Annotated in this window: 26 protein-coding genes; 14 read left to right on the top strand and 12 right to left on the bottom strand. The window is 44.8% G+C overall.

The annotated features are described in order from the left end of the window. The first annotated feature begins 107 nt into the window (after positions 1-107). The 4 genes from citA to AC0DBE_RS19225 all read left to right on the top strand — a co-directional run bounded on the left by citA (position 108) and on the right by AC0DBE_RS19225 (position 5,274). On the top strand, positions 108-1,208 hold the full coding sequence (citA, locus tag AC0DBE_RS19240) for a citrate synthase CitA (protein ID WP_087988005.1): 1,101 nt from the start codon (positions 108-110) through the stop codon (positions 1,206-1,208). A gap of 73 nt (positions 1,209-1,281) precedes the next feature. After that, a complete protein-coding gene (locus AC0DBE_RS19235) occupies positions 1,282-2,151 on the top strand; it encodes an SDR family oxidoreductase (protein ID WP_014113185.1) in 870 nt (289 codons plus the stop codon). Between the two features lie 251 nt (positions 2,152-2,402). Continuing rightward, entirely contained in the window at positions 2,403-3,800 is a 1,398-nt protein-coding gene (gene bcaP, locus AC0DBE_RS19230; protein ID WP_014113186.1) for a branched-chain amino acid transporter BcaP, read from the top strand. 118 nt (positions 3,801-3,918) lie between these two features. Beyond that, a complete protein-coding gene (locus AC0DBE_RS19225) occupies positions 3,919-5,274 on the top strand; it encodes a sodium-dependent transporter (RefSeq protein ID WP_072183558.1) in 1,356 nt (451 codons plus the stop codon). Between the two features lie 34 nt (positions 5,275-5,308). Here the strand turns inward: AC0DBE_RS19225 and pdxR are convergent, their stop codons facing one another. Further along, positions 5,309-6,718 (bottom strand): MocR-like pyridoxine biosynthesis transcription factor PdxR, encoded by a 1,410-nt coding sequence (gene pdxR, locus AC0DBE_RS19220; RefSeq protein WP_472963392.1) that lies wholly within the window; start codon positions 6,716-6,718, stop codon positions 5,309-5,311. A gap of 109 nt (positions 6,719-6,827) precedes the next feature. On the opposite strand from pdxR, the gene AC0DBE_RS19215 reads away from it, so the two are divergent. Continuing rightward, positions 6,828-7,256 carry a GNAT family N-acetyltransferase gene (locus tag AC0DBE_RS19215; RefSeq protein WP_472963391.1) on the top strand — a complete coding sequence of 143 codons (429 nt, stop codon included), beginning with the start codon at positions 6,828-6,830 and terminating at the stop codon, positions 7,254-7,256. Positions 7,257-7,291: 35 nt separating this feature from the next. On the opposite strand, the gene AC0DBE_RS19210 is transcribed toward AC0DBE_RS19215, so the two are convergent. Genes AC0DBE_RS19210 through sigM form a run of 3 tightly spaced genes read right to left on the bottom strand, consistent with a single transcriptional unit; the run spans position 7,292 to position 9,127 of the window. Beyond that, entirely contained in the window at positions 7,292-7,582 is a 291-nt protein-coding gene (locus tag AC0DBE_RS19210) for an anti-sigma-M factor (protein ID WP_003224169.1), read from the bottom strand. Further along, positions 7,570-8,646, bottom strand: coding sequence for an anti-sigma factor (locus AC0DBE_RS19205; protein ID WP_072183560.1), 1,077 nt, complete (start codon positions 8,644-8,646; stop codon positions 7,570-7,572). The genes AC0DBE_RS19210 and AC0DBE_RS19205 overlap by 13 nt, the downstream gene beginning before the upstream one ends. Beyond that, the gene (gene sigM, locus AC0DBE_RS19200) at positions 8,636-9,127 is read right to left on the bottom strand and encodes an RNA polymerase sigma factor SigM (protein WP_003224177.1); all 492 of its coding nucleotides are present in this window, start codon (positions 9,125-9,127) and stop codon (positions 8,636-8,638) included. Before sigM ends, AC0DBE_RS19205 begins: the two co-directional genes overlap by 11 nt. A 196-nt stretch (positions 9,128-9,323) precedes the next feature. Between sigM and AC0DBE_RS19195 the strand changes: the two genes are divergently transcribed. The 3 genes from AC0DBE_RS19195 to AC0DBE_RS19185 all read left to right on the top strand — a co-directional run bounded on the left by AC0DBE_RS19195 (position 9,324) and on the right by AC0DBE_RS19185 (position 12,282). Further along, positions 9,324-10,319 (top strand): aldo/keto reductase, encoded by a 996-nt coding sequence (locus tag AC0DBE_RS19195; protein WP_114150758.1) that lies wholly within the window; start codon positions 9,324-9,326, stop codon positions 10,317-10,319. A 134-nt stretch (positions 10,320-10,453) separates the two neighbouring features. Continuing rightward, the gene (locus AC0DBE_RS19190; protein WP_472963385.1) at positions 10,454-11,053 is read left to right on the top strand and encodes a 1-acylglycerol-3-phosphate O-acyltransferase; all 600 of its coding nucleotides are present in this window, start codon (positions 10,454-10,456) and stop codon (positions 11,051-11,053) included. A gap of 101 nt (positions 11,054-11,154) precedes the next feature. Next, a complete protein-coding gene (locus AC0DBE_RS19185; protein ID WP_472963383.1) occupies positions 11,155-12,282 on the top strand; it encodes an NAD(P)/FAD-dependent oxidoreductase in 1,128 nt (375 codons plus the stop codon). Positions 12,283-12,302: 20 nt separating this feature from the next. Here AC0DBE_RS19185 and AC0DBE_RS19180 read toward each other — a convergent pair whose 3' ends face one another. From AC0DBE_RS19180 to cueR, 3 genes are all read right to left on the bottom strand, one after another. Continuing rightward, positions 12,303-13,202 carry an NAD-dependent epimerase/dehydratase family protein gene (locus AC0DBE_RS19180; RefSeq protein WP_003224186.1) on the bottom strand — a complete coding sequence of 300 codons (900 nt, stop codon included), beginning with the start codon at positions 13,200-13,202 and terminating at the stop codon, positions 12,303-12,305. Positions 13,203-13,361: 159 nt separating this feature from the next. Next, a complete protein-coding gene (locus AC0DBE_RS19175) occupies positions 13,362-14,696 on the bottom strand; it encodes a hemolysin family protein (protein ID WP_088679553.1) in 1,335 nt (444 codons plus the stop codon). Positions 14,697-14,756: 60 nt separating this feature from the next. Then, the gene (gene cueR, locus AC0DBE_RS19170) at positions 14,757-15,188 is read right to left on the bottom strand and encodes a Cu(I)-responsive transcriptional regulator (protein ID WP_268400284.1); all 432 of its coding nucleotides are present in this window, start codon (positions 15,186-15,188) and stop codon (positions 14,757-14,759) included. Positions 15,189-15,345: 157 nt separating this feature from the next. Here cueR and AC0DBE_RS19165 point away from each other — a divergent pair, with 157 nt between their 5' ends. Both AC0DBE_RS19165 and AC0DBE_RS19160 read left to right on the top strand, forming a co-directional pair. After that, the gene (locus tag AC0DBE_RS19165) at positions 15,346-16,527 is read left to right on the top strand and encodes a pyridoxal phosphate-dependent aminotransferase (RefSeq protein ID WP_472963379.1); all 1,182 of its coding nucleotides are present in this window, start codon (positions 15,346-15,348) and stop codon (positions 16,525-16,527) included. A gap of 307 nt (positions 16,528-16,834) precedes the next feature. After that, positions 16,835-18,220: a hemolysin family protein gene (locus tag AC0DBE_RS19160; RefSeq protein WP_090558570.1), complete on the top strand. Its 1,386-nt coding sequence runs from the start codon at positions 16,835-16,837 to the stop codon at positions 18,218-18,220. A gap of 13 nt (positions 18,221-18,233) precedes the next feature. Here the strand turns inward: AC0DBE_RS19160 and crcB are convergent, their stop codons facing one another. The 3 genes from crcB to AC0DBE_RS19145 are packed head-to-tail and all read right to left on the bottom strand — an operon-like array spanning position 18,234 to position 19,700. Then, positions 18,234-18,590: a fluoride efflux transporter CrcB gene (gene crcB, locus AC0DBE_RS19155; protein ID WP_061188269.1), complete on the bottom strand. Its 357-nt coding sequence runs from the start codon at positions 18,588-18,590 to the stop codon at positions 18,234-18,236. Further along, a complete protein-coding gene (locus tag AC0DBE_RS19150) occupies positions 18,587-18,982 on the bottom strand; it encodes a fluoride efflux transporter FluC (RefSeq protein ID WP_014113200.1) in 396 nt (131 codons plus the stop codon). Before AC0DBE_RS19150 ends, crcB begins: the two co-directional genes overlap by 4 nt. Continuing rightward, the gene (locus AC0DBE_RS19145) at positions 18,969-19,700 is read right to left on the bottom strand and encodes a glycerophosphodiester phosphodiesterase (RefSeq protein WP_061188270.1); all 732 of its coding nucleotides are present in this window, start codon (positions 19,698-19,700) and stop codon (positions 18,969-18,971) included. Before AC0DBE_RS19145 ends, AC0DBE_RS19150 begins: the two co-directional genes overlap by 14 nt. 234 nt (positions 19,701-19,934) lie before the next feature. Here AC0DBE_RS19145 and AC0DBE_RS19140 point away from each other — a divergent pair, with 234 nt between their 5' ends. From AC0DBE_RS19140 to AC0DBE_RS19130, 3 genes are all read left to right on the top strand, one after another. Next, complete coding sequence (locus AC0DBE_RS19140) at positions 19,935-20,042, top strand: YhdX family protein (RefSeq protein ID WP_003224203.1); 108 nt, start codon at positions 19,935-19,937, stop codon at positions 20,040-20,042. 149 nt (positions 20,043-20,191) lie between these two features. Then, the gene (mscY, locus tag AC0DBE_RS19135) at positions 20,192-21,307 is read left to right on the top strand and encodes a small-conductance mechanosensitive channel protein MscY (protein WP_014113203.1); all 1,116 of its coding nucleotides are present in this window, start codon (positions 20,192-20,194) and stop codon (positions 21,305-21,307) included. A gap of 72 nt (positions 21,308-21,379) precedes the next feature. Continuing rightward, entirely contained in the window at positions 21,380-22,123 is a 744-nt protein-coding gene (locus AC0DBE_RS19130) for an NAD-dependent protein deacylase (RefSeq protein WP_061188271.1), read from the top strand. A 28-nt stretch (positions 22,124-22,151) separates the two neighbouring features. On the opposite strand, the gene AC0DBE_RS19125 is transcribed toward AC0DBE_RS19130, so the two are convergent. Further along, positions 22,152-23,000 (bottom strand): polysaccharide deacetylase family protein, encoded by an 849-nt coding sequence (locus AC0DBE_RS19125; protein WP_472963373.1) that lies wholly within the window; start codon positions 22,998-23,000, stop codon positions 22,152-22,154. Between the two features lie 285 nt (positions 23,001-23,285). Between AC0DBE_RS19125 and dat the strand changes: the two genes are divergently transcribed. After that, positions 23,286-24,134 (top strand): D-amino-acid transaminase, encoded by an 849-nt coding sequence (gene dat, locus AC0DBE_RS19120; protein WP_072182726.1) that lies wholly within the window; start codon positions 23,286-23,288, stop codon positions 24,132-24,134. A gap of 68 nt (positions 24,135-24,202) precedes the next feature. Here dat and AC0DBE_RS19115 read toward each other — a convergent pair. Continuing rightward, positions 24,203-24,287 (bottom strand): IS3 family transposase (locus tag AC0DBE_RS19115; protein WP_131121716.1); only part of this gene is annotated, 85 nt, incomplete at its 5' end.

Below are 24,287 nucleotides of genomic sequence, written 5' to 3'. Positions count from 1 at the left end.
TCTATTCTCCCTCTGATTAATATTTTTAATTAATTCCCTTTAAAATATTCAATATTTTTTAAATATTATATTTACTATAATAACAGAAAAGGATAGGGGGAATACAAATGGTACATTACGGATTAAAGGGAATTACATGTGTGGAGACATCTATCAGCCATATTGATGGTGAAAAAGGCCGTCTGATTTACAGAGGCCATCATGCAAAAGACATCGCGCTGAACCACAGCTTTGAAGAAGCCGCTTATTTGATTTTATTTGGAAAACTGCCGTCACCTGAAGAGTTGCATACATTTGAAGATAAGCTGGCTGCGGAGCGGCACCTGCCGGAACACATCGAGCGCTTGATTCAGTCACTGCCAAACAAAATGGACGACATGTCGGTGCTGAGAACGGTTGTTTCAGCATTGGGGGAAAATGCATACTCGTTTCAACCAAAAACTGAAGAAGCGATTCGGCTGATTGCAATCACGCCTTCTATCATTGCGTACAGAAAACGATGGACGCGCGGTGAACAGGCAATTGCGCCATCTTCCCAGTACGGACATGTCGAAAACTACTATTATATGCTCACAGGTGAACAGCCTTCAGAGGCAAAAAAGAAAGCGCTTGAAACATATATGATCCTGGCCATGGAGCACGGCATGAACGCATCCACTTTTTCGGCACGGGTCACATTATCCACAGAGAGTGATTTAGTGTCTGCCGTCACTGCTGCTCTCGGCACGATGAAAGGCCCGCTGCACGGAGGCGCTCCTTCTGCGGTAACAAAAATGCTTGAAGACATTGGAGAAAAAGAAAATGCTGAAGCATATCTGACAGAAAAACTCGAAAAAGGAGAGCGCCTGATGGGATTTGGCCATAGGGTGTACAAGACGAAGGACCCGCGGGCAGAAGCTTTGCGGCAAAAAGCAGAAGAGGTGGCCGGCAATGACCGCGATCTTGATCTTGCGCTGCATGTAGAAGCAGCAGCGATTCGTTTGCTTGAAATCTACAAACCGGGACGTAAGCTGTATACAAATGTTGAATTTTATGCGGCGGCTGTCATGAAGGCGATTGATTTTGAGGATGAATTGTTTACACCGACCTTTTCAGCAAGCAGAATGGTAGGATGGTGTGCCCATGTGTTGGAGCAGGCAGAAAACAACATGATCTTCCGTCCATCAGCGAAATATACAGGCTTCATTCCTGAAGAAGTTCTTTCTTAACATATTTTGTCGTTTATTCGCTTCTATGGCGTGGTAACGTTCAGTATCAACCACATGTCTAGGAGTGATGAATATGAACCCAATGGACAGACAAACAGAAGGGCAAGCGCCGCAGCATCAGGACAGACAGCCGGGCATTGAGTCAGAAATGAACCCGCTGCCTCTGTCAGAGGACGAGGATTATCAAGGGAGCGGAAAGCTGAAAGGAAAAGTCGCGATCATTACCGGGGGCGACAGCGGAATAGGGAGAGCAGCTGCTATTGCGTTTGCTAAAGAAGGGGCTGATGTCTCCATTCTATACTTAGATGAGCATTCGGACGCAGAAGAAACGCGTAAACGGATCGAAAAGGAAAATGTCCGCTGTCTGCTTATCCCGGGAGATGTCGGGGACGAGAACCATTGTGAACAAGCTGTGCAGCAAACCGTAGACCATTTTGGCAAACTTGATATATTGGTGAACAACGCCGCTGAACAGCATCCGCAGGACAGCATTCTCAATATTTCAACAGAACAGCTGGAAAAAACATTTCGCACAAACATTTTTTCCATGTTTCATATGACGAAGAAAGCTTTGCCTCACTTGAAAGAGGGGAGTGCAATTATTAATACGACTTCGATTACCGCTTATGAAGGGAATACGGCGTTAATTGATTACTCCAGCACAAAGGGTGCGATTGTCTCCTTTACGCGATCCATGGCGATGTCGCTTGCGGATAAAGGCATCAGAGTGAATGCGGTAGCGCCCGGCCCGATTTGGACACCGCTTATTCCGGCGACATTCCCTGAGGAAAAAGTGAAACAGCACGGTTTGGATACCCCAATGGGAAGGCCGGGACAGCCGGTTGAGCATGCAGGCGCCTATGTCCTGCTGGCATCTGACGAATCTTCCTATATGACAGGGCAGACCATTCATGTGAATGGCGGCCGTTTTATTTCATCATAATCAACGAAAACCAGCATGATGGCTGGTTTTTTATGTGAGGAGAAATTTAAAAATAAAAATTTGTCGATTTTTCTAACAATTCTGTTTTCATTTTTGTGATTTTATATATAATATTGAATAGGAGAAAGGAATGATTTGCGACCGGTACAAATAGAGTAGAAAAAAAGAAAAATGACCATTGTCGCTCATGAATTCAGAAAATTCAAATAAAATATATAAAAATAGATCATTAGTCTAGGAGTTGAAGGGGAATGAAAGGGAGCGTATTTAGGAAGAAAAGCATTCAGGATTTAATTGCTGCGACGAGTGGTGAAAAATCTTTAAAAAGAGAATTAGGGGCATTCGATTTAACATTGCTTGGAATCGGAGCCATTATTGGCACAGGGATTTTTGTGCTGACGGGAACAGGTGCAGTCACGGCAGGTCCCGGGCTGACCATTTCATTTGTTGTGGCGGCGCTGGCTTGTTTATTCGCCGCCCTGTCTTACGCAGAATTTGCTTCAAGTGTGCCTGTTTCAGGTTCGGTGTATACATTCACTTATGCGACATTGGGTGAGCTTATGGCCTTTATTATCGGGTGGGATTTAATTTTGGAATACATGCTGGCGGTAAGTGCAGTGTCAGTCGGCTGGTCTGGTTATTTCCAATCGTTTTTATCAGGGCTCGGCATTCATCTTCCGGTTGCTTTAACAGCGGCACCGGGGGCAGTGAAAGGCACCTTTACCATGTTTAATCTGCCTGCATTCGTCATTGTAATGGCGATAACGTTTTTGCTTTATTTAGGCATTAAAGAATCAAAAAGAGTCAACAACATCATGGTCATCTTGAAAGTGCTCGTCGTTCTGCTGTTTATCGCTGTGGCAGCCGTTTACGTGAAGCCGCATAACTGGCAGCCGTTTATGCCGATGGGCTTTGGCGGCGTATTCAGTGCAGCTGCGCTCGTATTCTTTGCTTTTATCGGATTTGATGCTGTATCCTCTGCTGCGGAAGAGACGAAAAATCCTGCGAAGGATCTGCCTAAAGGCATTATATTCTCTTTATTGGTTTGCACGATTTTATATGTCACCGTATCAGCGATCATGACAGGGGTTATCCCGTTTGCTCAGTTCGCGGGTGTGGATCATCCGGTTTCTCTCGTTCTTCAAAGCGCCGGGCAAAACTGGGTGGCAGGCATCATTGATATTGGCGCCGTTTTGGGAATGACAACCGTTATGCTCGTGATGCTTTATGGACAGACACGCGTCATGTTTGCCATGTCGCGTGACGGACTGGTGCCTGGCTCACTTTCTAAAGTACACCCAAAGCACAAAACACCTTATGTGGCCACTTGGTTCTTCGGAACGATGTCGGCGCTTCTCGGCTCACTTGTTCCGCTGGATGAACTTGCAAAGCTGGTAAACATCGGGACGCTGTCAGCGTTTGTGCTGATTTCTGTGGCAGTTATCGTTTTGAGAAAGAAACAGCCGGATCTTCCGAGAGCCTTTAAATGCCCAGGGGTTCCAGTGATCCCAGGCCTGGCGATTCTGTTCTGCCTGTTCTTAATTTTAAATCTTGGATGGGTGACGATTGTACGCTTCCTTGTGTGGCTGTTAATCGGCTTGGCAATCTATTTCCTGTATTCAAGAAAGCATTCAAAATTAAATCAATAATCTTTCGATAAAAGAGAGCGGTGATTCAGGCCGCTCTCTTTTATATTCTTGATCATGAATATATAGAAATGAAGACAAAAATAAGAGATAATATAGGCTGGAAAGGAAGTGACGTTTATTGTCTGAGCAAAAACCAGTCCAATGGGCTTCGAAAATCGGTTTCGTCATGGCAGCCGCCGGCTCGGCCATCGGCTTGGGCGCGATATGGAAGTTCCCTTATGTAGCGGGAACCAATGGAGGAGGAGCCTTTTTTCTTATCTTTGTGTTATTTACCATCCTCTTAGGCTATCCGCTTTTAGTGGGGGAATTTCTTTTTGGAAGACGGAACCAGACGAATGCCATTGATGCATATAAAAAAGAAGCGCCGCGAACAGCTTGGTTTCTTACAGGGTGGGTCGGCGTAGCCGCATGTTTCTTAGTACTGTCGTTTTACAGTGTAATCGGAGGATGGATTTTGCTGTATATCTTGAAGACAGCATCAGGTTCACTGTCCGGACTTTCTCAAGCGCAGTATGGCACCCTTTTTGCTTCTATTATCCAAAATCCGGTGCAGACGCTCGCGGCTCAGTTTGTATTTATGGTGCTGACTGTCTTGGTAGTCGCCAGAGGGGTTCAAAAAGGGATTGAACGGGTCAGCGCGGTGATCATGCCGATTTTGTTTATATTGTTTATTCTTCTCGTTCTTCGGTCTCTCACACTTAATGGTGCGATGGAAGGCGTGAAATTTTTGCTTGTGCCTCATTTCGGCGATCTGACTCCGGAATCCATATTATTCGCGCTGGGACAGGCCTTCTTTACGTTAACACTGGGGGTTTCGGTGATGGTGACTTACAGCTCTTACTTGCCGAAAACACAAAATGTCCCTCGTTCGGCAGCCTCCATTGTCGTGATGAATATCATTGTGACACTCTTGGCGGGTTTGGCCATTTTCCCGGCGGTTTTCTCATTCGGCTTTCAGCCAAATGAAGGTCCGACACTGCTATTTACAGTGCTTCCGGCCGTATTTGAACAGCTTCCGTTCGGCACGCTGTTTTTTATCGGCTTTCTCGTTGCGTTTTTATTTGCAGCCTTAACCTCAGCGTTTTCGATGGTTGAAATTATTGTCGCCACAATCGGAAAAGGGAACGAAAAGAAGAGAAAAAAACTGTCATGGGCGAGCGGGCTTTTGATTTTCTTGGTCGGAATCCCTTGCTGCTTGTCGTATGGTGTATTGAGCGATGTGCACATATTTGGTAAAACGTTTTTTGACATTGCCGATTTTACCGTCAGCAATGTTTTAATGCCATTAGGGGCTCTGTTAATTTCTCTTTTTATCCCGCTCAAAATTTCGAAGCCCGAGCTCTGGGAAGAAATGAGAAACGGATCAAATGCAGGTAAAGCATTCTTTTACACATGGTTTTATTTGCTTCGTTTTATCGTGCCATTAGCCATTATTATTGTATTCTTAAATTTAATCGGGATTTTATCCTTTTAAAAAACAAGCTCCGTTTCCGGAGCTTGTTTTTTATTTAATAAGACGATATCAACGGTGCCCATGCCGTTTTCAGTTTTTCGATACCGAGCCTGATGTCCCCTTCTGACAAACCGCCATAACCGATTAAGACAGAAACAAATGGCGGCTGTCCTTTATATGAGGGGGATACGGGATAGATGGTTACGCCGTTGTCGGCGGCAGCTTTAATCGCTTCTTCTTCACTGACTGGAAACAAAAGCCGCAGCAGGATGTGAAGCCCGGAGTTTTTACCGAGAATCTCAACGCTGTTTCCCAGTTCAGAGCGTATGGCATCTAACAGAACAGCATGTTTTTTTCGGTATAAGGCTCTCATTCTATTTACGTGCTTTTGCCACTCTCCGCTTTCGATGAAGTCTGCCAGTGCCATTTGTGAGTGGAAAGAGACCGTTTGCTTCATTAACTGAGCGTTTTTTCTGACCGGTTCCATGAGTGCAGGGGGCAGAATCATGTAGCTGAGCCGCAAGGAGGGCAAAAGTGACTTTGAAAAAGTGCCGAGATATATGACTCTGCCATTCGGATCAAGACCCTGCAAAGACGGAATAGGCTGGCCGCTGTAACGAAATTCTCCATCGTAATCATCCTCAATAATGAACGAGTTTGCTTCTTTTGCCCATGCCAGCAGCTCCTGTCTGCGGGTTATCGTCATAATGGTCCCAAGCGGGAACTGATGCGAAGGAGTCGTATACATGAGATACGGATTCTGGCGTTTAAGCTCACCCAACAGGACGCCTTCTTCATCAGAACAAATCGGAATGACATTCATGCGATTTGCTTCAAACATCCTTCTTGACCGGTGAAAACCCGGTTCTTCAAAACCGATTTTTGTTCCTGGCTCAAGCGTAAGGCAAAGAACCTGCAGAAGCACGGTTGTTCCTGCGCCAATAATGATCTGCTCTGGCTCGCAATGTACTCCTCGTGACAGCCTGACAAAACGGGCAATCATGTGCCTGAGTTCAGGTTCTCCTTGTGGGTCGCCAGAGGTGTGAAACGATCCGGAATAGCGATCCAGACTTTTTGCCGTACTTTTTCTCCAGGCGTTAAAGGGGAAGTGGACATGATCAACATTGCCTTGATGAAAGTCAATAGCAGGTGCTTTATTTTCATGTATAACCTGTCGCATAGACTGCTGAAAATGGTCAGGAGCCGCCGGGAAGTCTGCTTCTACTCCCGCCGCGAACCAGCCGATTTTTGGCTTGCTTTTGACATAGCCTTCAGCAGTTAATTGCTCGTAAGCACGTTCGATTGTTGCCGTACTGACACCGAGCGAGCCGGAGAGCCTGCGTTTTGACGGAAGCTTTGTTCCCTTCGTGATTCGCGCGTGTGAAATTTCTTGTTTGAAAAAGGTATAAAGCTGCTCATACAGCGGTGTTTTGCTTTTTTTATCAAGAAACGGCGTGATATCCATCTCATATCTCCTTTGTATCTGGCATGGTCAACTTTTCTAATATTGGCTATTTGGCAAATGCCATTTATTCGCTATGATCATTGTAACGAAAGGAAAGGGGATTGAGAAGATGATTCATATGAAACAACTAACCACGATAGAAGAATGGGCCGAGTCGTATCCGGTAATGAGTGAATTGAGAACAGATCTGGATGAAGAGACATATTTACAAAGGCTTGAAGCCTGTGTGCAGAAAGAATCGTATATGCTGTTTGCCTTATATGAGGATACAGCAATCAGGGCGCTGTGCGGCGCGCTGCCGAGAGTTTCCATTCATAAAGGGGAGCACTTATGGATTGCGGATCTTGTGACAACCGCGCCTTGCCGATCAAAGGGATACGGCAAAATGCTTTTAGATTATGCCGCAGACTGGGCGAGAAAAGCCGGGTTTGGCTTTGTCAGTCTTTCATCTGGCCTTCAGCGTAAAGACGCACACCGGTTTTATACAGACAAAATGGGTTTTACTATAGAAAGCTACCTGTTTCGAAAGCAGGTGTAACTAAAAAAAGACGCCTGAAGAGGCGTCTTTTTCTTTTAAAAGCCAAACTGTAAATTGGTATCTACAGATACAATGGTATACACACAAATGATCACAAAGAGATTCAAGATGACGCCGAGCAGGCCGGGGCCTGTGCGTCCTCTCTTGATGAAGAGTTCAATAACGCCAAACGGAACGGCAGCCATGGCGAACGGAAGCATTTGATAGGAATAAAATGTGACGTTGCTGATAATCGCCAAATTCAGTAAGAGCAGGGACAGAACCGCTGTCCCGACAGAGATCCAGCCGAATACATTGTGTTCTTTAAAAATTCTTACCAGTTCCATAATTCCACCTCGCCGACATTCGCTGATTTTACAGATTTGTTTTTCAGCATGCGCTGGATTTCCTTGGTTGGTCCTGTAACGACCGAACCGTATACATTGACACCGTTTTTCTCGACATAATCCAATCGGTTATCCACATTCAGGTCTTTTCGTTTTGAAATGACCTGCGCCCATTTTTCGTGCTTGGACATGAATTTCAGGGCGTTGATAAACTGATCGCCATTTGACTTGCCTTTTGTATTAAGTGCGGCCAAGAACTTTGAATCCTTCCCAGGATAGCCAAGAGGTTCTGTGTACACTGTCTCATTTGTATTTTTCTCTGTTTCAATTGCATTCCACAAGAAGCTCACATCATAGCCTTTGAACTTGTTATACACTTCTTTTGTCGGGTATGCACGGTCATATGAAAGATAGACCTCGGAAACCGTTCCTTCAGGTAATGTCTTTAACGTTTTTTCTGCTTTTGCAGTTGTTTGTTCTGATGCATTTGATGGGTGTGTAAAGTAATGGCCGGTTTTATTCACTTCTAAGTCATAGTAGTTAACGGCCGGCGCTTTCACTTTATCATAAAACATTTCAACCCGTTCATTCCCTACGGCAGCTGTCTTCGTGCCGATTTGCTTTTGCAGCGGGAATTCCGTATTCATGCCAAACAGCTTTACCTGGCTTTTCAGTCCGGATGTATCGACAAGAACATTCGGCATGGTCAGGGCTACAGTGACTGCGGCGGTTTCCATAAACTCATTGCCAGTGCTGTGTTTTCCTCCCATTCCGTAATAGAGGTAGCTTCCCAGCGTACAAAGCGGCAAAATCATCAATGTCGAAATGACGGCAAGTACAGAAATTCGCAAATAAGACTTGCGTTTGCCGTAGGCTAAAATCGCTTTTTGTTTTTCAGGACTGATGCTGACATCCCAATCGTTATCGTCCTCTAGCTCGCTGTCAATCAGTTCCTGATACACTTCTAGCTTCTCAAGTTCTTCCTCAAATGCGGTCATTTCCTGGTCGCTCATTTCCCCATTTTTATATTGATCAAAACGCTTTTTAAATTCTTCATTCATCATTAACACCTCTATTATAAAGTGCTTTCAGCCGCTGTCTGGCGCGAAATAAAACACTTTTAAAATTCGCCTCTGAAATATTCATAATATGGGATGCTTCTTTGTAATTTAACTCTTTTAAATAATATAGCGTTAAGGCCTCCCGATAATTATCGGGGAGCTCGGACATATAACCAGTCAGCACTTCCTTTATCTCTACCTGATGGGCAGGGCTCTGAACAGCATTTTGAAAGAGGCTCCCGATCAAGTCATCAGATATGGTTACTTCTTTCTTATGCTTTCTGACGTAATCAATGAAGGCGTTTCGCGCCACTTGAAAAAGCCAGGGCTTTACTTTGCTGTGATCATAGGAGTGAATGTGTATGTATGCCCGCATAAAGGTTTCCTGCAGCAAGTCTTCGGCAAGATGCTTGTCTTTAGTCATGGAGAGCAGGAACCTGTAAACATCATTCATGTACATTTGGTAAATTTCATCGATCGTCACTGCCTTTTCTCCCCTCTATCTTATACACGCATAAGAAAGGTTTAAAGTTGCACATTACGTGCAAACGGCTTTTTTATACCTAATCAAACACCATTCCTATATAGTAACCAAAAATGGCCGCGAAAGATAGTACCGAGAAATGTTTAACATTTTTTCCAGAGGGGAAAAGATAGTGAAAAAGTGAAGGAGTGGCATAATGGAATATACCAGTATTGCAGATACAGGAATCAAAGCCTCCAGAATCGGCCTCGGTACATGGGCAATTGGCGGAACGATGTGGGGAGGCACTGACGAAAAAACATCCATCAAAACAATCCACGCCGCTCTTGATCAGGGGATCACACTGATTGACACCGCGCCGGCTTATGGCTTCGGGCAGTCCGAGGAAATCGTCGGCAAGGCGATCAAGGAGCACGGCAAAAGAGATCAGGTGATTCTCGCAACGAAAACGGCTCTGGACTGGAAGAACAACCAGCTGTTCCGCCACGCGAACAGAGCGAGAATCATAGAGGAAGTCGAGGCTTCTTTGAAGCGGCTTCAAACGGATTATATTGATCTTTATCAGGTGCATTGGCCTGATCCGCTTGTGCCAATTGAAGAAACGGCAGAAGTAATGAAGGAATTATATGATGCGGGGAAAATCCGGGCGATTGGCGTCAGTAATTTTTCAGTTGAGCAAATGGATACATTTCGCGCCGCTGCACCGCTTCATACGGTACAGCCTCCATATAATCTGTTTGAAAGAGAAATCGAAGAGAATGTTCTTCCGTATGCGAAAGACAAACAGATCACAACGTTATTATACGGCAGTTTATGCAGAGGGCTGTTAACAGGAAAAATGACCGAAGAGTATCCATTTGAGGGCGACGATCTGCGAAATCACGATCCGAAATTCCAGAAGCCCCGCTTTAAAGAGTATCTTTCCGCTGTCAAACAATTGGATGAGCTGGCGAAGACACGTTATGGAAAATCAGTGATTCACTTGGCCGTCAGATGGATCTTAGATCAGCCGGGAGCGGATATTGCTCTTTGGGGAGCAAGAAAGCCTGAGCAGGTTGAGGCGGTATCAGAGATTACAGATTGGACGCTGAGCAGTGAAGATTATAACAACATCAATGCCATATTAGAAAATACGATATCAGACCCGGTCGGGCCGGAGTTTATGGCACCGCCGACCAGGGAGGAAATATAACAAAAGCTGAGGGTGAATCCTCAGCTTTTTGGCGTTTTAACCGGAGAAATCATAAAAATTAGTACCAGGTAATAAAAAATGTTGTTATAATAAGTAACAGTAAGAATCATTGATTACGACAAAGGAAGTGCGATATGTATAAGTTTTGTGCAAATGCTTTAAAAGTTATTCTTTCTCTTCGCGGAGGAGTGAAGGTGTATAACAAAGAAAACCTTCCGGCCGATTCAGGTTTTGTCATCGCGTGTACACACTCCGGCTGGGTTGATGTGATCACACTCGGAGTCGGGATTCTTCCTTATCAAATACACTACATGGCGAAAAAAGAGCTTTTTCAAAATAAATGGATCGGTTCGTTTCTGCAGAAAATTCATGCCTTTCCGGTAGATCGGGAAAATCCCGGGCCAAGCAGTATTAAAACACCGATTAAGTTGCTGAAAGAAGGAGAGATCGTCGGTATCTTCCCAAGCGGAACAAGAACCTCTGAGGACGTGCCTTTGAAAAGAGGTGCGGTGACGATTGCGCAAATGGGGAAAGTGCCGCTCGTTCCCGCTGCTTATAAAGGGCCCTCAAGCGGAAAGGAATTGTTCAAAAAAGGAAAAATGAAGCTTATTATCGGTGAGCCTCTTCAGCAGGCTGATTTTGCCCACCTGCCGTCAAAGGAAAGACTTGCAGCTATGACAGAGGCTTTGAATAACAGTATTAAAGAACTTGAAAAGAAGCTTGAGCAGTTATAAACCATCAGTACTTCTACTCACTAATTTCCCGATTGTTTATAAGTTCCTCGGCAATTAGCTATACTAATTGAGGAATTGACTATTGGGAAAGGTTACGGAAAATGAAAAAAATCATCGTAGTCGGAGCTGGAATTCTGGGAGCGTCAACTGCATATCAGTTAGCCAAAATGGGGGCTGAGGTTCTTGTTATAGATCGGAAAGATAAGGGACAGGCCACCCATGCGGCGAAAGGCATTATTTGTCCGTGGCTGTCACCCAGGCAAAATCAAGCGTGGTACAGAATGGCAAAGGCAGGAGCACACTTTTACCCCAGCTTGATAGAGGAGCTTAGAAAAGAAGGCGAGAAAGAAACGGGTTATGCTCCTGTTGGTGCTCTTAGTATCCATCACGAGAAAGAAAAGGTAGAGAAAATTGAAAAACGGGTGCAGGAACGCAAACAAGATGCCCCGGAAATCGGAGAGATTTCCTTTCTATCTGAAATGAAAACCGCTGGCATGTTTCCGCTGCTGGCTAAACGGTACCATTCCATTCATATAAGCGGAGCTGCCCGAGTGGATGGTGAAGTGCTGAGAGATGCATTAGTGCGTTCAGCTCAAAGAATGGGCGCCGTTTTTTTTACAGGCGATGCCAAGCTTCAATATCATTCGAAACGAGTGACAGGAGTAACCGTGAGTGATGAACGTTATGCTGCTGATGAGGTGATTGTTTGTGCAGGTGTATGGGCAGAGCAATTGCTGGAACCTTTGGGCATTCGCTTCAAAGTAAGCGTGCAAAAAGCGCAAATCGTATACGTGCAGGTTCCGGCCGCAAATGATATGGACAGCTGGCCGGCTGTGATGCCGCCTTCTAAGGAATATCTGTTAGCTTATGCTGACAAGAGAATAGCCATCGGAGCAACTCGTGAAGATGACATAGAAGGACATGATGTACGGATAACGGCCGGCGGGCTGCAGGAATTGTTGAACAAAGGTTTAGAAATGGCTCCTGGTTTAGCAAATAGCACCTTTCAAGAAGCAAGAGTCGGTTTACGCCCCTTTACACCAGGTGATGTGCCGGTGATCGGACCCCTTCCCGGCTGGGATGGGATCATAGCAGCAAATGGCCTTGGATCGTCAGGTTTGACAATGGGGCCCTATATGGGGCTGCAGCTGGCAAAGCTGGCTCTCAAAATGGATGTAGACATCAATTTAGAAGATTATGATATAAAAAAAGCAGCAGACATTCATTGAACATCTGCTGCTTTTTGTTTTTATATTTTGGATAATGAAAGCTGATCCTCTGGCAGTGCTTTGAGTGAGCCGTCATTGTTTAATACAGAACGCCACGTATAACGCGGTTCATAACCAAGGATCTTTTTCGCTTTATCGATTGCCATCAGCGTTTCATATCCTTTTATATCTCTTTTTAAAGAGACATCCGGGAAAAACCGCTTAACTAAGTCTTCACTCGGTTCTTTCATGATGGTGTCCGGCGCAGTAATATGGAAGACATCGTTCCCGAGATTATTTTTTTCGACTGCAAGGAGGCAAGCGTGTGCTGCATCTCTTACATCGCAATACGCCCATGCATTTTTCTTTTGTATCTCTTTTTGCTGCTCGTTCCAGTGCATGCCAGGGATTTTTTCGTACTCATCAGGCTCATATATATTCGCAAAACGGAGAGTGACAATTTGTGTTTTGGTAAGCTTTGAATACATATCTGAGAGAATTTCAGTCAGCCGTTTTGCCATGGCATACGATGATTTTACGATCGTCGGGTGTTCCTCGTCTACAGGAAGGTAGCTGAGCTCTTTCGGGACAAACGGATATCCCAGCACCGTTTCACTTGAGGCCCATACCAGCTTAGGGATTTTAAAATCTTTACAGGCTTCCAGGACATTAAAATTGACGAGCATATTATTTTCAAATATCGCCTGGGAGGTATTCCTGACATCGGTCGGGATATTCCCGAGGTGGACCACAGCATCACAGCCCATAATAAGCTGGCATACCTGGCCATAATCCCGCAAATCTGCTTGAATAAATTTTTTCGATGCTGATTCTTCTCTTAATAACCGATCTGACGCTGTCACATCGTGGCCGGCCTCCAATATTGTTCTTACGGCCCACCGTCCTATTTTGCCTGCTGCCCCAGTTACCACTACTTTCATGTTTTCACTCCTTTTTCTTGTTTTAAATGAGATCGAACCCCCTGATTAGACTTCCCGAGGATTAGCGTTTTATTAGCAACAGTTTTCATAGGAGCAGAATGGGGAGGCTAAAACAAAACATAATAAAAAAGACACCTCAATAAAAGGTGTCTTTTCACATTATGCTTCTTTCGGTTCTCCAGCTTCGACCAGCTCTTCAGCCGCAAGCTTTTTAACTTCAATATAAGCGACGTGGTGACCGTCAATTTCGTTGATGATAAATTCGCAGCCTTCTTCAATGATAGAATCGCCTTTTTCAACATCGTATTTTTGGGTAAGGAACCAGCCGCCGATTGTATCGACTTCTTCGTTCTCTAAATGGATGCCGAGCAGGTCGTTTACTTGATCGATCAACACTTTTCCGTCAAGAATATAATGGCCTTCGCCGATTTTGCGGATTTCGTTGATTTCATCAATATCAAATTCATCGCGGATTTCGCCGACGATTTCTTCGATAATGTCTTCAACCGTCACGAGCCCGGCAGTCCCGCCGTATTCATCAGACAGGATGGCCATGTGGACCCTTTCTTTTTGCATTTTGACAAGCAGATCTTGGATCGGCGCAGATTCAATGACATGAATGATCGGGTTGACGAATTGAGAAATGGTGGAATCAACAGATACCTCGCCGCTGATGCAGGCGGTCAGCACTTCTTTAATATTAATAACCCCGATAATGTTATCCTTATCGCCCTCTTCTACAGGGTAGCGGGTATATTTTTCAATCTGAATGATGTCCATCATTTCAGAAATCTTGATATCATGCGGAAGGCTGACAATTTCGGTCCGCGGAATCATAATTTCTTTCGCGAGCCTGTCATCAAATTCAAAGATTTTATTCACATATTTAAACTCTGACTGGTTAATTTCACCGCTTTTATAGCTTTCAGACAGAATGATTCGCAGCTCTTCTTCAGAGTGAGCGAGTTCGTTTTCTGAAACGGTCTCCAGGCCAAATGCTTTTGTCAATAACCGTGCGGAATTGTTCAAAAGCCAAATGAACGGGAACATAATGCGGTAAAACCAAATCAACGGTTTCGCAAACAGCATAGACACTGCTTCCGCCTTTTGGATAGCGACTGTCTTAGGTGCAAGTTCTCCGACAACAACGTGCAGGAACGTGATAATGGCATACGCAAAAATAAACGATATGACATGTGAAAGGGAACCTGGAACGTTCAATTGTACGAAAAGCGGGTGAAGCAGCCTTTCAATCGTTGATTCACCTAAAACCCCTAATCCGATGGAAGTCAATGTAATTCCGAGCTGACACGCAGATAAATATTCATCAAGATGCGTGGTCACTTTTTTTGCGGCTATTGCTGCTTTATTTCCTTCCGCGATCAGCTGATCGATCCGTGAGCCTCTGATTCTGATAATGGCAAACTCAGATGCCACGAAAAATGCCGTCAGGGCGATTAAAACAGCAACTAAAATCAAATTCACTATGTCCAATTAGAACCTTCATTCTAGCAATGAGAATGAAGGTAACACCTCCTGTTAGATAGAATGGTTTTAACTTAACAGCAGCATAAATGATTGGAGCACGGCGAGCTTTTCGGGCGGGAGCTTGCTTTTCAGCTTGTCACGATCCTCGGGCTTCAGCCGTTCAAACCGATGCAAGATTCCGGAAATGTTTTGATTCATATGATCAATTTCTAATGCCAGATTTCCAATTTCATCATCAAGTTTAGCTGAAGAGGGAAACTGGTTCTCCAGTCGATCTTTAATATCGGACAGGGCCAATCGCTGCTTCTTACAATCTACAATAAATATAAGCCGTTTGAGTGCATTTTCGTCGTAGTAACGGTAATTTGAACAGGATCTGGCCGGCGTAAGCAGACCGATATTCGTATAATAATCAACTGTTCGTTTCGTTACTCCGGCAAGTGCCGCTAGTTCACTGATGCGATAAGTCTCAGCCCCATCTATATCCCTCCCAACCATCACGTTATAGTTATGAGAATAGTTTAATATATGAATGGTGTCTTGCACAAGTTTATTGTTTTTTTCCAGACGGGAACTGGAAGTTGTGGAATTCATCATCTGATTGAAGTAACATAGAAAGATAGAATTTTCAAACTTTTATATGAGGAAGGGACAGATGAAATTGGCTGGGTTATCCCGGGAAATTGAAGAAAACTTAAATAAAGGCTCATGGATTCGCAAGCTGTTTGATGAAGGCGCAAGGCTGAAGAAAGAGTTCGGGGATGACCAGGTATTTGATTTTTCACTCGGCAACCCGATTGTTGAACCGCCTGAAGCTTTTAAAAGAGCGTTAATAGAGGAAGCTGAAAAAGGCCATCACGGATACATACAAAACCAAGGGCTTCCGGCAGCGAGAGAAAAAGTCGCGCAATTTCTGGCTTCCCGTTTTGAAGCAGAGTTCTCGGCGGAACGCGTCGTCATGACGGTGGGCGCGGGCGGCGCATTAAATGTCGCGTTAAAAAGTATCGTAAACCCGGGAGAAGAGGTCATTATTCTCACACCTTATTTTGCCGAGTATAAATTGTATATTGAGAACTACGGAGGAAAGGCTGTCAGCTGCCCGTTGACGTCCCGGTTCGAGATCGATATAGAAGCGGTAAGGCAATCGATCACTCCAAAGACGAAAGGGCTGATTCTCAATACACCTCATAACCCGACAGGTACCGTACTCAGCCAGAAAAATATAGATGATTTAGGCGATTTATTAAAAGAAACAGAAGAGAAGAGCGGCCAGACGATTTATGTGCTGTTTGATGAACCGTACAGTCAATTAATCTATGATGAAGAGCTGGCAAATCCGTTTCAATCGTATCATCGTGTGATCTTGGCGAGCTCATTCAGTAAGGATCTTGGTATAGCCGGGGAGCGGCTCGGGTATATCGGTTTAGACAACAAGATGCCGGATGCCGGCCTTTTGATCAACGCTTTTGTGTACTGTAATCGAACGCTTGGATTTGTGAATGCGCCTGTCATGATGCAGCGGGCTGTGGCAAGAATGGGTGATTTAAGAGTAGACGCAAGCGCTTATAAAGAGCGCAGGGATTTAATGGTCGGCATTTTAAAGGAAGCCGGTTTTGAATTTGAAATGCCAAAGGGTGGCTTCTTTGTTTTTCCGAAATCGCCAATTGAGGATGAAGTCGCATTTTGCGTGCATGCCGCCCAAAAATACAAACTATTAATCGTGCCGAGCAGCGGTTTTGGAATGAAAGGGCACTTCCGTTTATCCTTCAGCGTGCCGACCGAGCAGATTAAAAACTCACGGGATATTTTCATATCCTTATATAGGGATTTTGCTTAGGAAAGCAAAGAAAAAGAAAACGGCTTTAAATGCTGTTTTCTTTTTTATTCACAAAACCCTCCCTTTTCCAATCCAACAGGCAATAGAATTGACAGGCTGTGCCTGACAAAAGTCTAAAAATTAAAAATCATTTTTGGAATGAGTTGTGTTACAATAAAATATACAAATTATAATCAAACTTTGACTTGGAGGTGGTATGATGGGGCCCTCTGCTTAGGCAACAATACACCGCGTACCTCAATGTTAAGGAAAAATGATTATATCAGGAGGTGACTCCTTATCCTTTCCATGAGGGGGATAAGGTTAAATGGACGATATTGACAGTCTGATTTTAATTGGCGTGCTCATTGCTTTAACCGCGTTTTTCGTTGCGAGCGAGTTTGCGATTGTTAGAGTAAGGAGATCCAGAATAGATCAGCTTATAACGGAAGGAAACAAACGGGCGATACTCGCAAAGCGTGTCATTACAGATTTGGATGAATATTTATCCGCATCCCAGCTGGGCATTACATTGACATCAATTGGGCTTGGCGTGCTGGGGGAGCCGGCATTTGAACGGCTGCTGCATCCATTGTTTGAACCGCTCGGCCTGCCGGAATCGGTTTCTCATGCGATCTCATTTGCGGTCGCATATGGCTTGATTACATTCCTGCACGTTGTTGTAGGTGAGCTTGCCCCGAAAACGGTCGCGATTCAAAAGGCTGAACAGCTGACCTTGCTGATAGCGGGTCCATTGCGTTTATTCTATTTGCTCCTGTTTCCGTTTATTTGGATCCTCAATGGATCGGCGCGGTTTTTATGCGGCATGTTCGGTTTAAAGCCTGCGTCAGAACATGACGGTTCCCATTCTGAGGAAGAACTCAGAATGCTGTTGTCTGAGAGTTTAAAAAACGGAGAGATTAATCCGTCTGAATATAAATATGTAAATAAAATTTTCGAATTTGATAATCGGATTGCCAAAGAAATTATGATACCGCGGAAGGAAATGGCAGCTGTGTCAACAGAGATGACAATGGCCGAGATGCTTGAAGTCATGCTGAAGGAAAAATACACGCGCTGGCCTGTCACAGATGGGGACAAAGACAGTGTCATCGGTTTGGTTAATACGAAGCATTTGTTTTCCGATTTGCTGTTTATGACAGAAGAGGAACGAATGAAGATGACGATCCATCCGTATGTGCGACCCGTAATCGAAGTGATGGAAACCATCCCGGTTCATGACTTGCTAATTAAAATGCAGCGCGAACGTATTCATATGGCCATATTGTCTGATGAATACGGAGGAACCTCGGGACTTGTGACGACAGAGGATATTCTTGAGGAAATTGTCGGCGAGATCAGAGATGAATTTGACGAAGATGAACAGCCGCTGATCCAAAAGCTTGGCGATCGCCATTATGTGATGGACGGAAAGGTTCGGATCGATCAGGTGAACAGCCTTCTTGGCGCATCGATTCAAGAGGACGTCGATACGATCGGCGGACTGATATTAAAAGAAAACATCGATATTGAGGCTGGTGAATTCATCCGCATCGGTTCATATACGATAAAGGTGCTGAAGATGGACGGCCGATTAATCAAACAAATCGATATAAAAGAAGAAGCTGGCAACACAACCGGGATTACGGCGCACCACACGCTGCCAATGCCCGAGCCTGTGATGCTGAACAGTGCAACCTTGAGCGAGAAATAAGCTCAAGGTTTTTTTACGTTGCAATTGTCCAGCCGCACCAAAATGCCAAAAGCGACCCGCAAATCGTCAGGGCGATGTACAGGATGCTTTCCATTACGCGTTTGGCCAGCAGGAGCTGAACACTTTCAACGCTGAAAGTGGAAAAGGTCGTGAAGGCGCCAAAAAAACCCGTGCCGATGATGAGGGAGGCCGAAGCATTTGTAACGTGAAGCCCTGTGAATATTCCAAGCCCGAGAGCTCCGAGAATATTGACTGTTACTATGCCGATGGGCAGGCTGAGACCTTTGGATTTGGCGGTTATGACATTGCCAACCCAGAAGCGCAGCATCGCGCCAAGACCGCCCGCTATGAAGATACCCGCTAGTGTCATCTTTCCTGCAGCCCCTTTCTTAGCAGAATGCCTGCTATGCGCCGTCCCGCCAGAACGCCAATCAGTGCAAGAACGATTCCCGATATCAGTGAGACTGCCATATACAAAACAGCCAGTGAGGATTGTGCTTGCAATAGCATCACCGTTTCTTTAGAAAACGTAGACATTGTCGTAAATCCGCCGCAAAAGCCGGTGCCTAAAAAAGCCGACAGCAAAGGCCGTTTTGCCCTGATCATAAAAAAACCGGTCAGAATGCCTAATAGAAGGCTGCCTGCCGCGTTTTCCAGCCAGGTTGCTGCCGGGAATTGATCGGTGTGTATCCACATGTTTAATCCGTATCGGAGGCAGGCGCCAAGCGCACCTCCGATAAAAACTGCGCTATATATTTTCATGTTTTCCATCCTTTTTGATGAAATCCGGGTAGTCTGTTACGATGCCGTCCACACCCATGGCTTGTAATTTTGCTGCTATCTTTTGATTCTTGACAGTCCATGCGAATACTTTTAAGCCATTTTTATGGGCGGAAGCGATCATCAGCCGGTTGAGTCGTGTGTATTTTATATTGACATAGTTTGCGATAGATTGGCAGGCCTTCAGCTGATTTCTGGACAGCATGCCAAAATTGGGCCTTGTAATGACTGCTGTCGGAATCGATGGATAAAGCTCACGGAACCTCTGGACGGAGCGGAATTGAAAGGATTGGACAATATTGTTGATAGAAAAAGAAAATTGCTCTAACAGCTGTCCCACTTCTTCTTCAATTCCGACTTGAGATGGATGGCCTTTTAATTCAATTAAAAGGCCGATTTTTTTATGGTAGCGCTTAAGCACCGCTTCCAAGGTTGGAATGCGCTCTCCCTGAAAAGCGGGGCCGTACCAGCTTCCTGCATCAAGCTTTTGCAATTCCTCCAATGTAAAATCCTTAACAAAACCCGAGCCGTTTGTTGTTCGGTCAACCCTGTCATCGTGTATCACAACAATCTGCCTGTCTTTTGTAAGCTGGACATCCAGTTCGATCATATCTGCATTCTTTTCCGCCGCAAGGTCAAATGCGGCAAACGTATTTTCCGGAGCGTAACCTGATGCTCCGCGATGGGCAATGGTGTACAAGCTAAGTCAGCTCCTCGTATGGGCATTTCTGTTATTGTATCAAATCCATATATGCGCGGCGATACAAACTGGTGAATTTTTTCTGCCATAATCGGAATGGTCCGGGCTGAGGGCTGCGTATAACTAAAAAAAGACACTCAGCGCATCAGAACATATTTCGCCAGGAAATTAGGCCTTTCGACATATTCACAAAACATTCTGTTACTTTATAATAGCAAAAAAGGAGGCGAGATCATGGGAAAAGGGAGAATCAGAGTGGAGGAAAGAATTAAAGCCGAAACGGATGCTGAAATGCAAAAAGCAACTCTCCTTGATCAGACACAAACGAAAAAAAGTAAGTGACTGTCCCTATTGAATCTGGCTGATAGATGAATTGAGAAATGACCCCGGCGGAACGCCGGGGTTTTGTGCTGTAAAAAGACATTTAGAAGAGCATCTTTACGAATCTTTTAGTATAATAAACATTCGATTTAAATAGAAGGGAGACTGTCATGCCAGATTATCTGCAGCAATATTTCACGCTTGATAAAATCATACAAATCGGCATCAGCTTGGCGATTTTGCTGGTGTTTCTTATACTCAGAAAATTGTTCACAAGATATTTCTTTAATCTGCTTTTTAATTTGACAAACCGGCCGAAAACAGAAATTTTCAAACAGGTGGTTCTGGCGTTTGAAAAGCCGGCCAGATGGTTTTTTGTTGCCTTAGGGCTGTTTTTAGCGATCCGGTATTCACCGTTTTTAGACGAACAAATGCCGGTCATCAGCAAAATATATCGCTCACTGATTGTTGCGTTATTGTGCTGGGGGCTTTGTAATTTGACCGCAGCGTCGTCGTTTATCTTCCATAAGGTGAATCAGCGCTTCGAGCTGGACATGGATGACATTCTGGCGCCGTTTTTATCCAAATTGCTCCGTTTTGTCATCATTGCGCTCAGTGTCAGTGTGATCGCTCAGGAATTCAATTATGATGTCAACGGGTTTGTGGCGGGCCTAGGTCTTGGCGGGCTGGCTTTTGCGCTTGCAGCGAAGGATACCATCAGCAACTTCTTCGGCGGTATCATTATCATTACTGAAAAGCCGTTTACCATCGGTGACTGGGTGGAGACGTCGACAGTAACCGGATCAGTAGAAGATATTACCTTCAGGAGCACGAGATTCAGAACAGCACAGGGGGCGCTTGTAACGGTGCCGAACTCTACGCTGTCGATGGAAGCGATCACGAACTGGACGAGAATGACCAAACGCCAGATCACGTTTTCCATCCATGTGTCCTATGCAACGCCGATTGAGAACCTTGAACGCTCCATTCGTTCTCTCAGAACCATGCTCTTAGAACATGAGGGCGTTGATAATGAAACGATCATGGTCAACTTTGATACGTTTGCCGACAGCTACTACAATTTATTTTTCAACTTCTATACAAAAACAACGGTTTGGGCTGAAAACCTTGATGTTAGAGAGGATATCAACTATAAAATTATTGAAATTCTCGCCGCAGAAGGTGTTGAGTTTGCATACCCCGGCCAAATGGTTTTTGTAAAGCAAAAGCACCAAAACGATCCGTTCCAAGTCAATCTGAATAAAGAGGAAAAGGAACGGGCTTAAAAGGGAAAGACTTCGTCTGACAGAGGCGGAGTTTTTTTCGTGGTAAAATAAGAGAAAAAAGGCGGTGTTGAGTTGGAAGCATTCAGAAATATTTTAAATGAAGCGCAGCGAATTATCGTGCTGACCGGAGCGGGGATGAGCACAGAATCAGGGATTCCCGACTTTCGTTCAGCCGGGGGCATTTGGACGGAGGATGCCTCAAGAATGGAAGCGATGAGCCTTGATTACTTTTTACACCATCCGCGTCTGTTTTGGCCTAAATTCAAAGAATTGTTCCAGATGAAAATGAGCGGCAGCTTTGAACCGAATGAAGGGCACTTGCTTTTAGCTGAGCTGGAGAAAGAAGGGAAGCAGGTCGATATTTTTACGCAAAACATTGACGGTCTCCATAAAAAAGCCGGGAGCAGACATGTGTACGAACTGCATGGCTCTATCCAGACAGCAGCTTGTCCGGCATGCGGCGCCCGTTATGAGCTCCCTCATTTGCTGGAGCGGGAGGTGCCAGAGTGCACGGCGCCCGGAAAAGATGGTGACATTTGCAGAACGGTATTAAAAACCGATGTTGTTCTCTTTGGCGATGCCGTCTTGCACTTTGACACCCTTTATGAAAAGCTGGATCAAGCAGATCTTTTATTGGTCATCGGCACGTCTCTCGAAGTTGCTCCGGCGAGATTTGTGCCTGAGGACGCAAGCCAGATTCCCGGCCTGAAGAAAGTCATCATTAACCTCGAGCCGACGTATTGTGACAGCTTGTTTGACATGGTTATCCATCAAAAAATTGGGGAGTTTGCCCAAAGTTTGGGCATAAAAAAGTGAGGCCGCCATATGCGTGCGCCTCACTTTTTTATTCATGAACAGGAACCATGGTGTCCTCTAACACTCCGAAGGAATAGCCTTTTTCTTTTAGTTTATTGATTAATGCCGGCAGCGCGTTTACGGTAGCGGGAAGATCATGCATGAGAATGACATACGGCCTGCTTGAATGGCTGTGTTCCATATTCTCAAGCTGCTGTAATACTGCCGTCACATATTTTGAATTCCGGTATTTCCAGTCCATGCTGTCAATCGTCCAATCCCAGTACACAAAACCGTCTTTCTCAAGATTGCGGATTTGTGTAGCGGTCAGTGACGGCTTGCTCCCGTATGGCGTTCTGACAAGATCGGTTTTATATCCTGTAATGTCTTGCAGCGTGTCACGCGCCTCCTGCATTTCTTTTAACGGAGATGTCGGTGTTTGATAGAACAATTTGTTATTATGGGTGACGCCGTGTAAACCGAGGGCGTGGCCTTCCTTTTCTGCCCTTTTCACCGCTTGTTTGAATTCGTTCATCCGCGGTGACAGCATAAAAAATGTCGCTTTTACATCAGCGCTTTTCAGTACGTCGAGCAAGCGGGTTGTATAGGCTGACGGGCCATCATCGAAGGTTAAGTAAACCGTCTTATCTCCCATGTTCTGCTTTGTCTGCAGATGTTTGATCAGAAGATCGGGGGAGTCGTTTTTCAGCTTCAGGCTTTCCTTCTCATTGCGAAGCTGGCCGTTTGTGGTGACAGTGACTTCCTTTGCTTTCGATGAGCTGTTGGAATACCCCAGAATCACCATAAGCAAAAGCAGCACACATAAAACTGCTAAACTTGCAAATTTAAAAGCAAGCGAAACTGCAGAAGGAGAAGCGTCTCCTCTTGTTTGTCGCATAACAATCTCTCCATTGGCATAAAATCTCTACATACTGCTGTACAGCAGGCAGCTTATGAAGATGCCATATGTTTACAACCTATGTATTACCAGTCAAGTATACAGGAATAAAACTGGAAAGAACATAGAAAATTTGTCGAAATATCAGATTTTAAGGAAAAAATAAACTCCTTCCCGCTATAGATCTCTTGGATCTTTCTGTTTTTCAGCTAGTCCAATATGGTAGAATAAGTGACAATGACAGCTAGAAAAACATCAGGGAAATCTCGAAAAGGGAGGGCTATTATGAAGGTTTTAGTCAACGGCCAGCTGATCGAACGCAGCGAAGCTTCGATCGATTTGGAAGATCGCGGTTATCAGTTTGGTGACGGTATCTATGAGGTTATCAGGGTGTACAAAGGGGTATTGTTTGGCTTGCGCGAGCATGCGGAGCGTTTTTTCAGAAGTGCGGCTGAAATCGGAATGTCACTGCCGTTCAGTATAGAAGATTTAGAGTGGGACCTGCAAAAGCTTGTACAGGAGAATGCGGTTAGTGAGGGAGCGGTATACATTCAGACAACAAGAGGTGTGGCGCCGCGAAAACACCAGTATGAATCTGGACTTAAGCCGCAGACTACTGCTTACACATTTACCGTGAAAAAACCGGAGCAAGAGCAGGCATACGGAGTGGCAGCCATTACTGATGAGGATCTTCGCTGGCTGAGATGCGACATTAAAAGTCTGAATTTACTGTATAATGTTATGACCAAGCAAAAAGCCTATGAAGCAGGAGCGTTTGAAACGATTTTACTAAGAGACGGCACTGTTACGGAAGGTACATCCTCTAATGTTTATGTTGTGATCAATGGGATGGTGCGAACGCATCCAGCTAATCGGCTCATTCTCAATGGAATTACACGGATGAATATTTTAGGGCTTATTAAAAAGAACGGGATCGAGCTTGAAGAGACGCCTGTCAGTGAGGAAGAACTGAGACAGGCGGAAGAGATCTTTATTTCGTCAACGACCGCAGAGATCATTCCGGTCGTGACGCTCGATGGGGAATCGGTCGGAAGCGGTGAACCCGGACCGGTGACAAAACAGCTTCAGGCTGCTTTTCAAGAAAGCATTCAGCAGGCAGCAAGCATTTCATAATGAAACATAAAAAAAGAGCCCGCTTTGGGGACTGACCCCCGTTTTTGAGACAGGGATCAAAACACCTTTTAAACAGCCAATTGCCGATAGTTTATCGGTGATTGGTTGTTTAGTTTCGTTTGAATACGAATATTGTTATAATAATGAATGTAT

The organism is Bacillus sp. VA15 (assembly GCF_055721145.1).
This window is presented reverse-complemented; position numbering and strand designations above follow the sequence as displayed.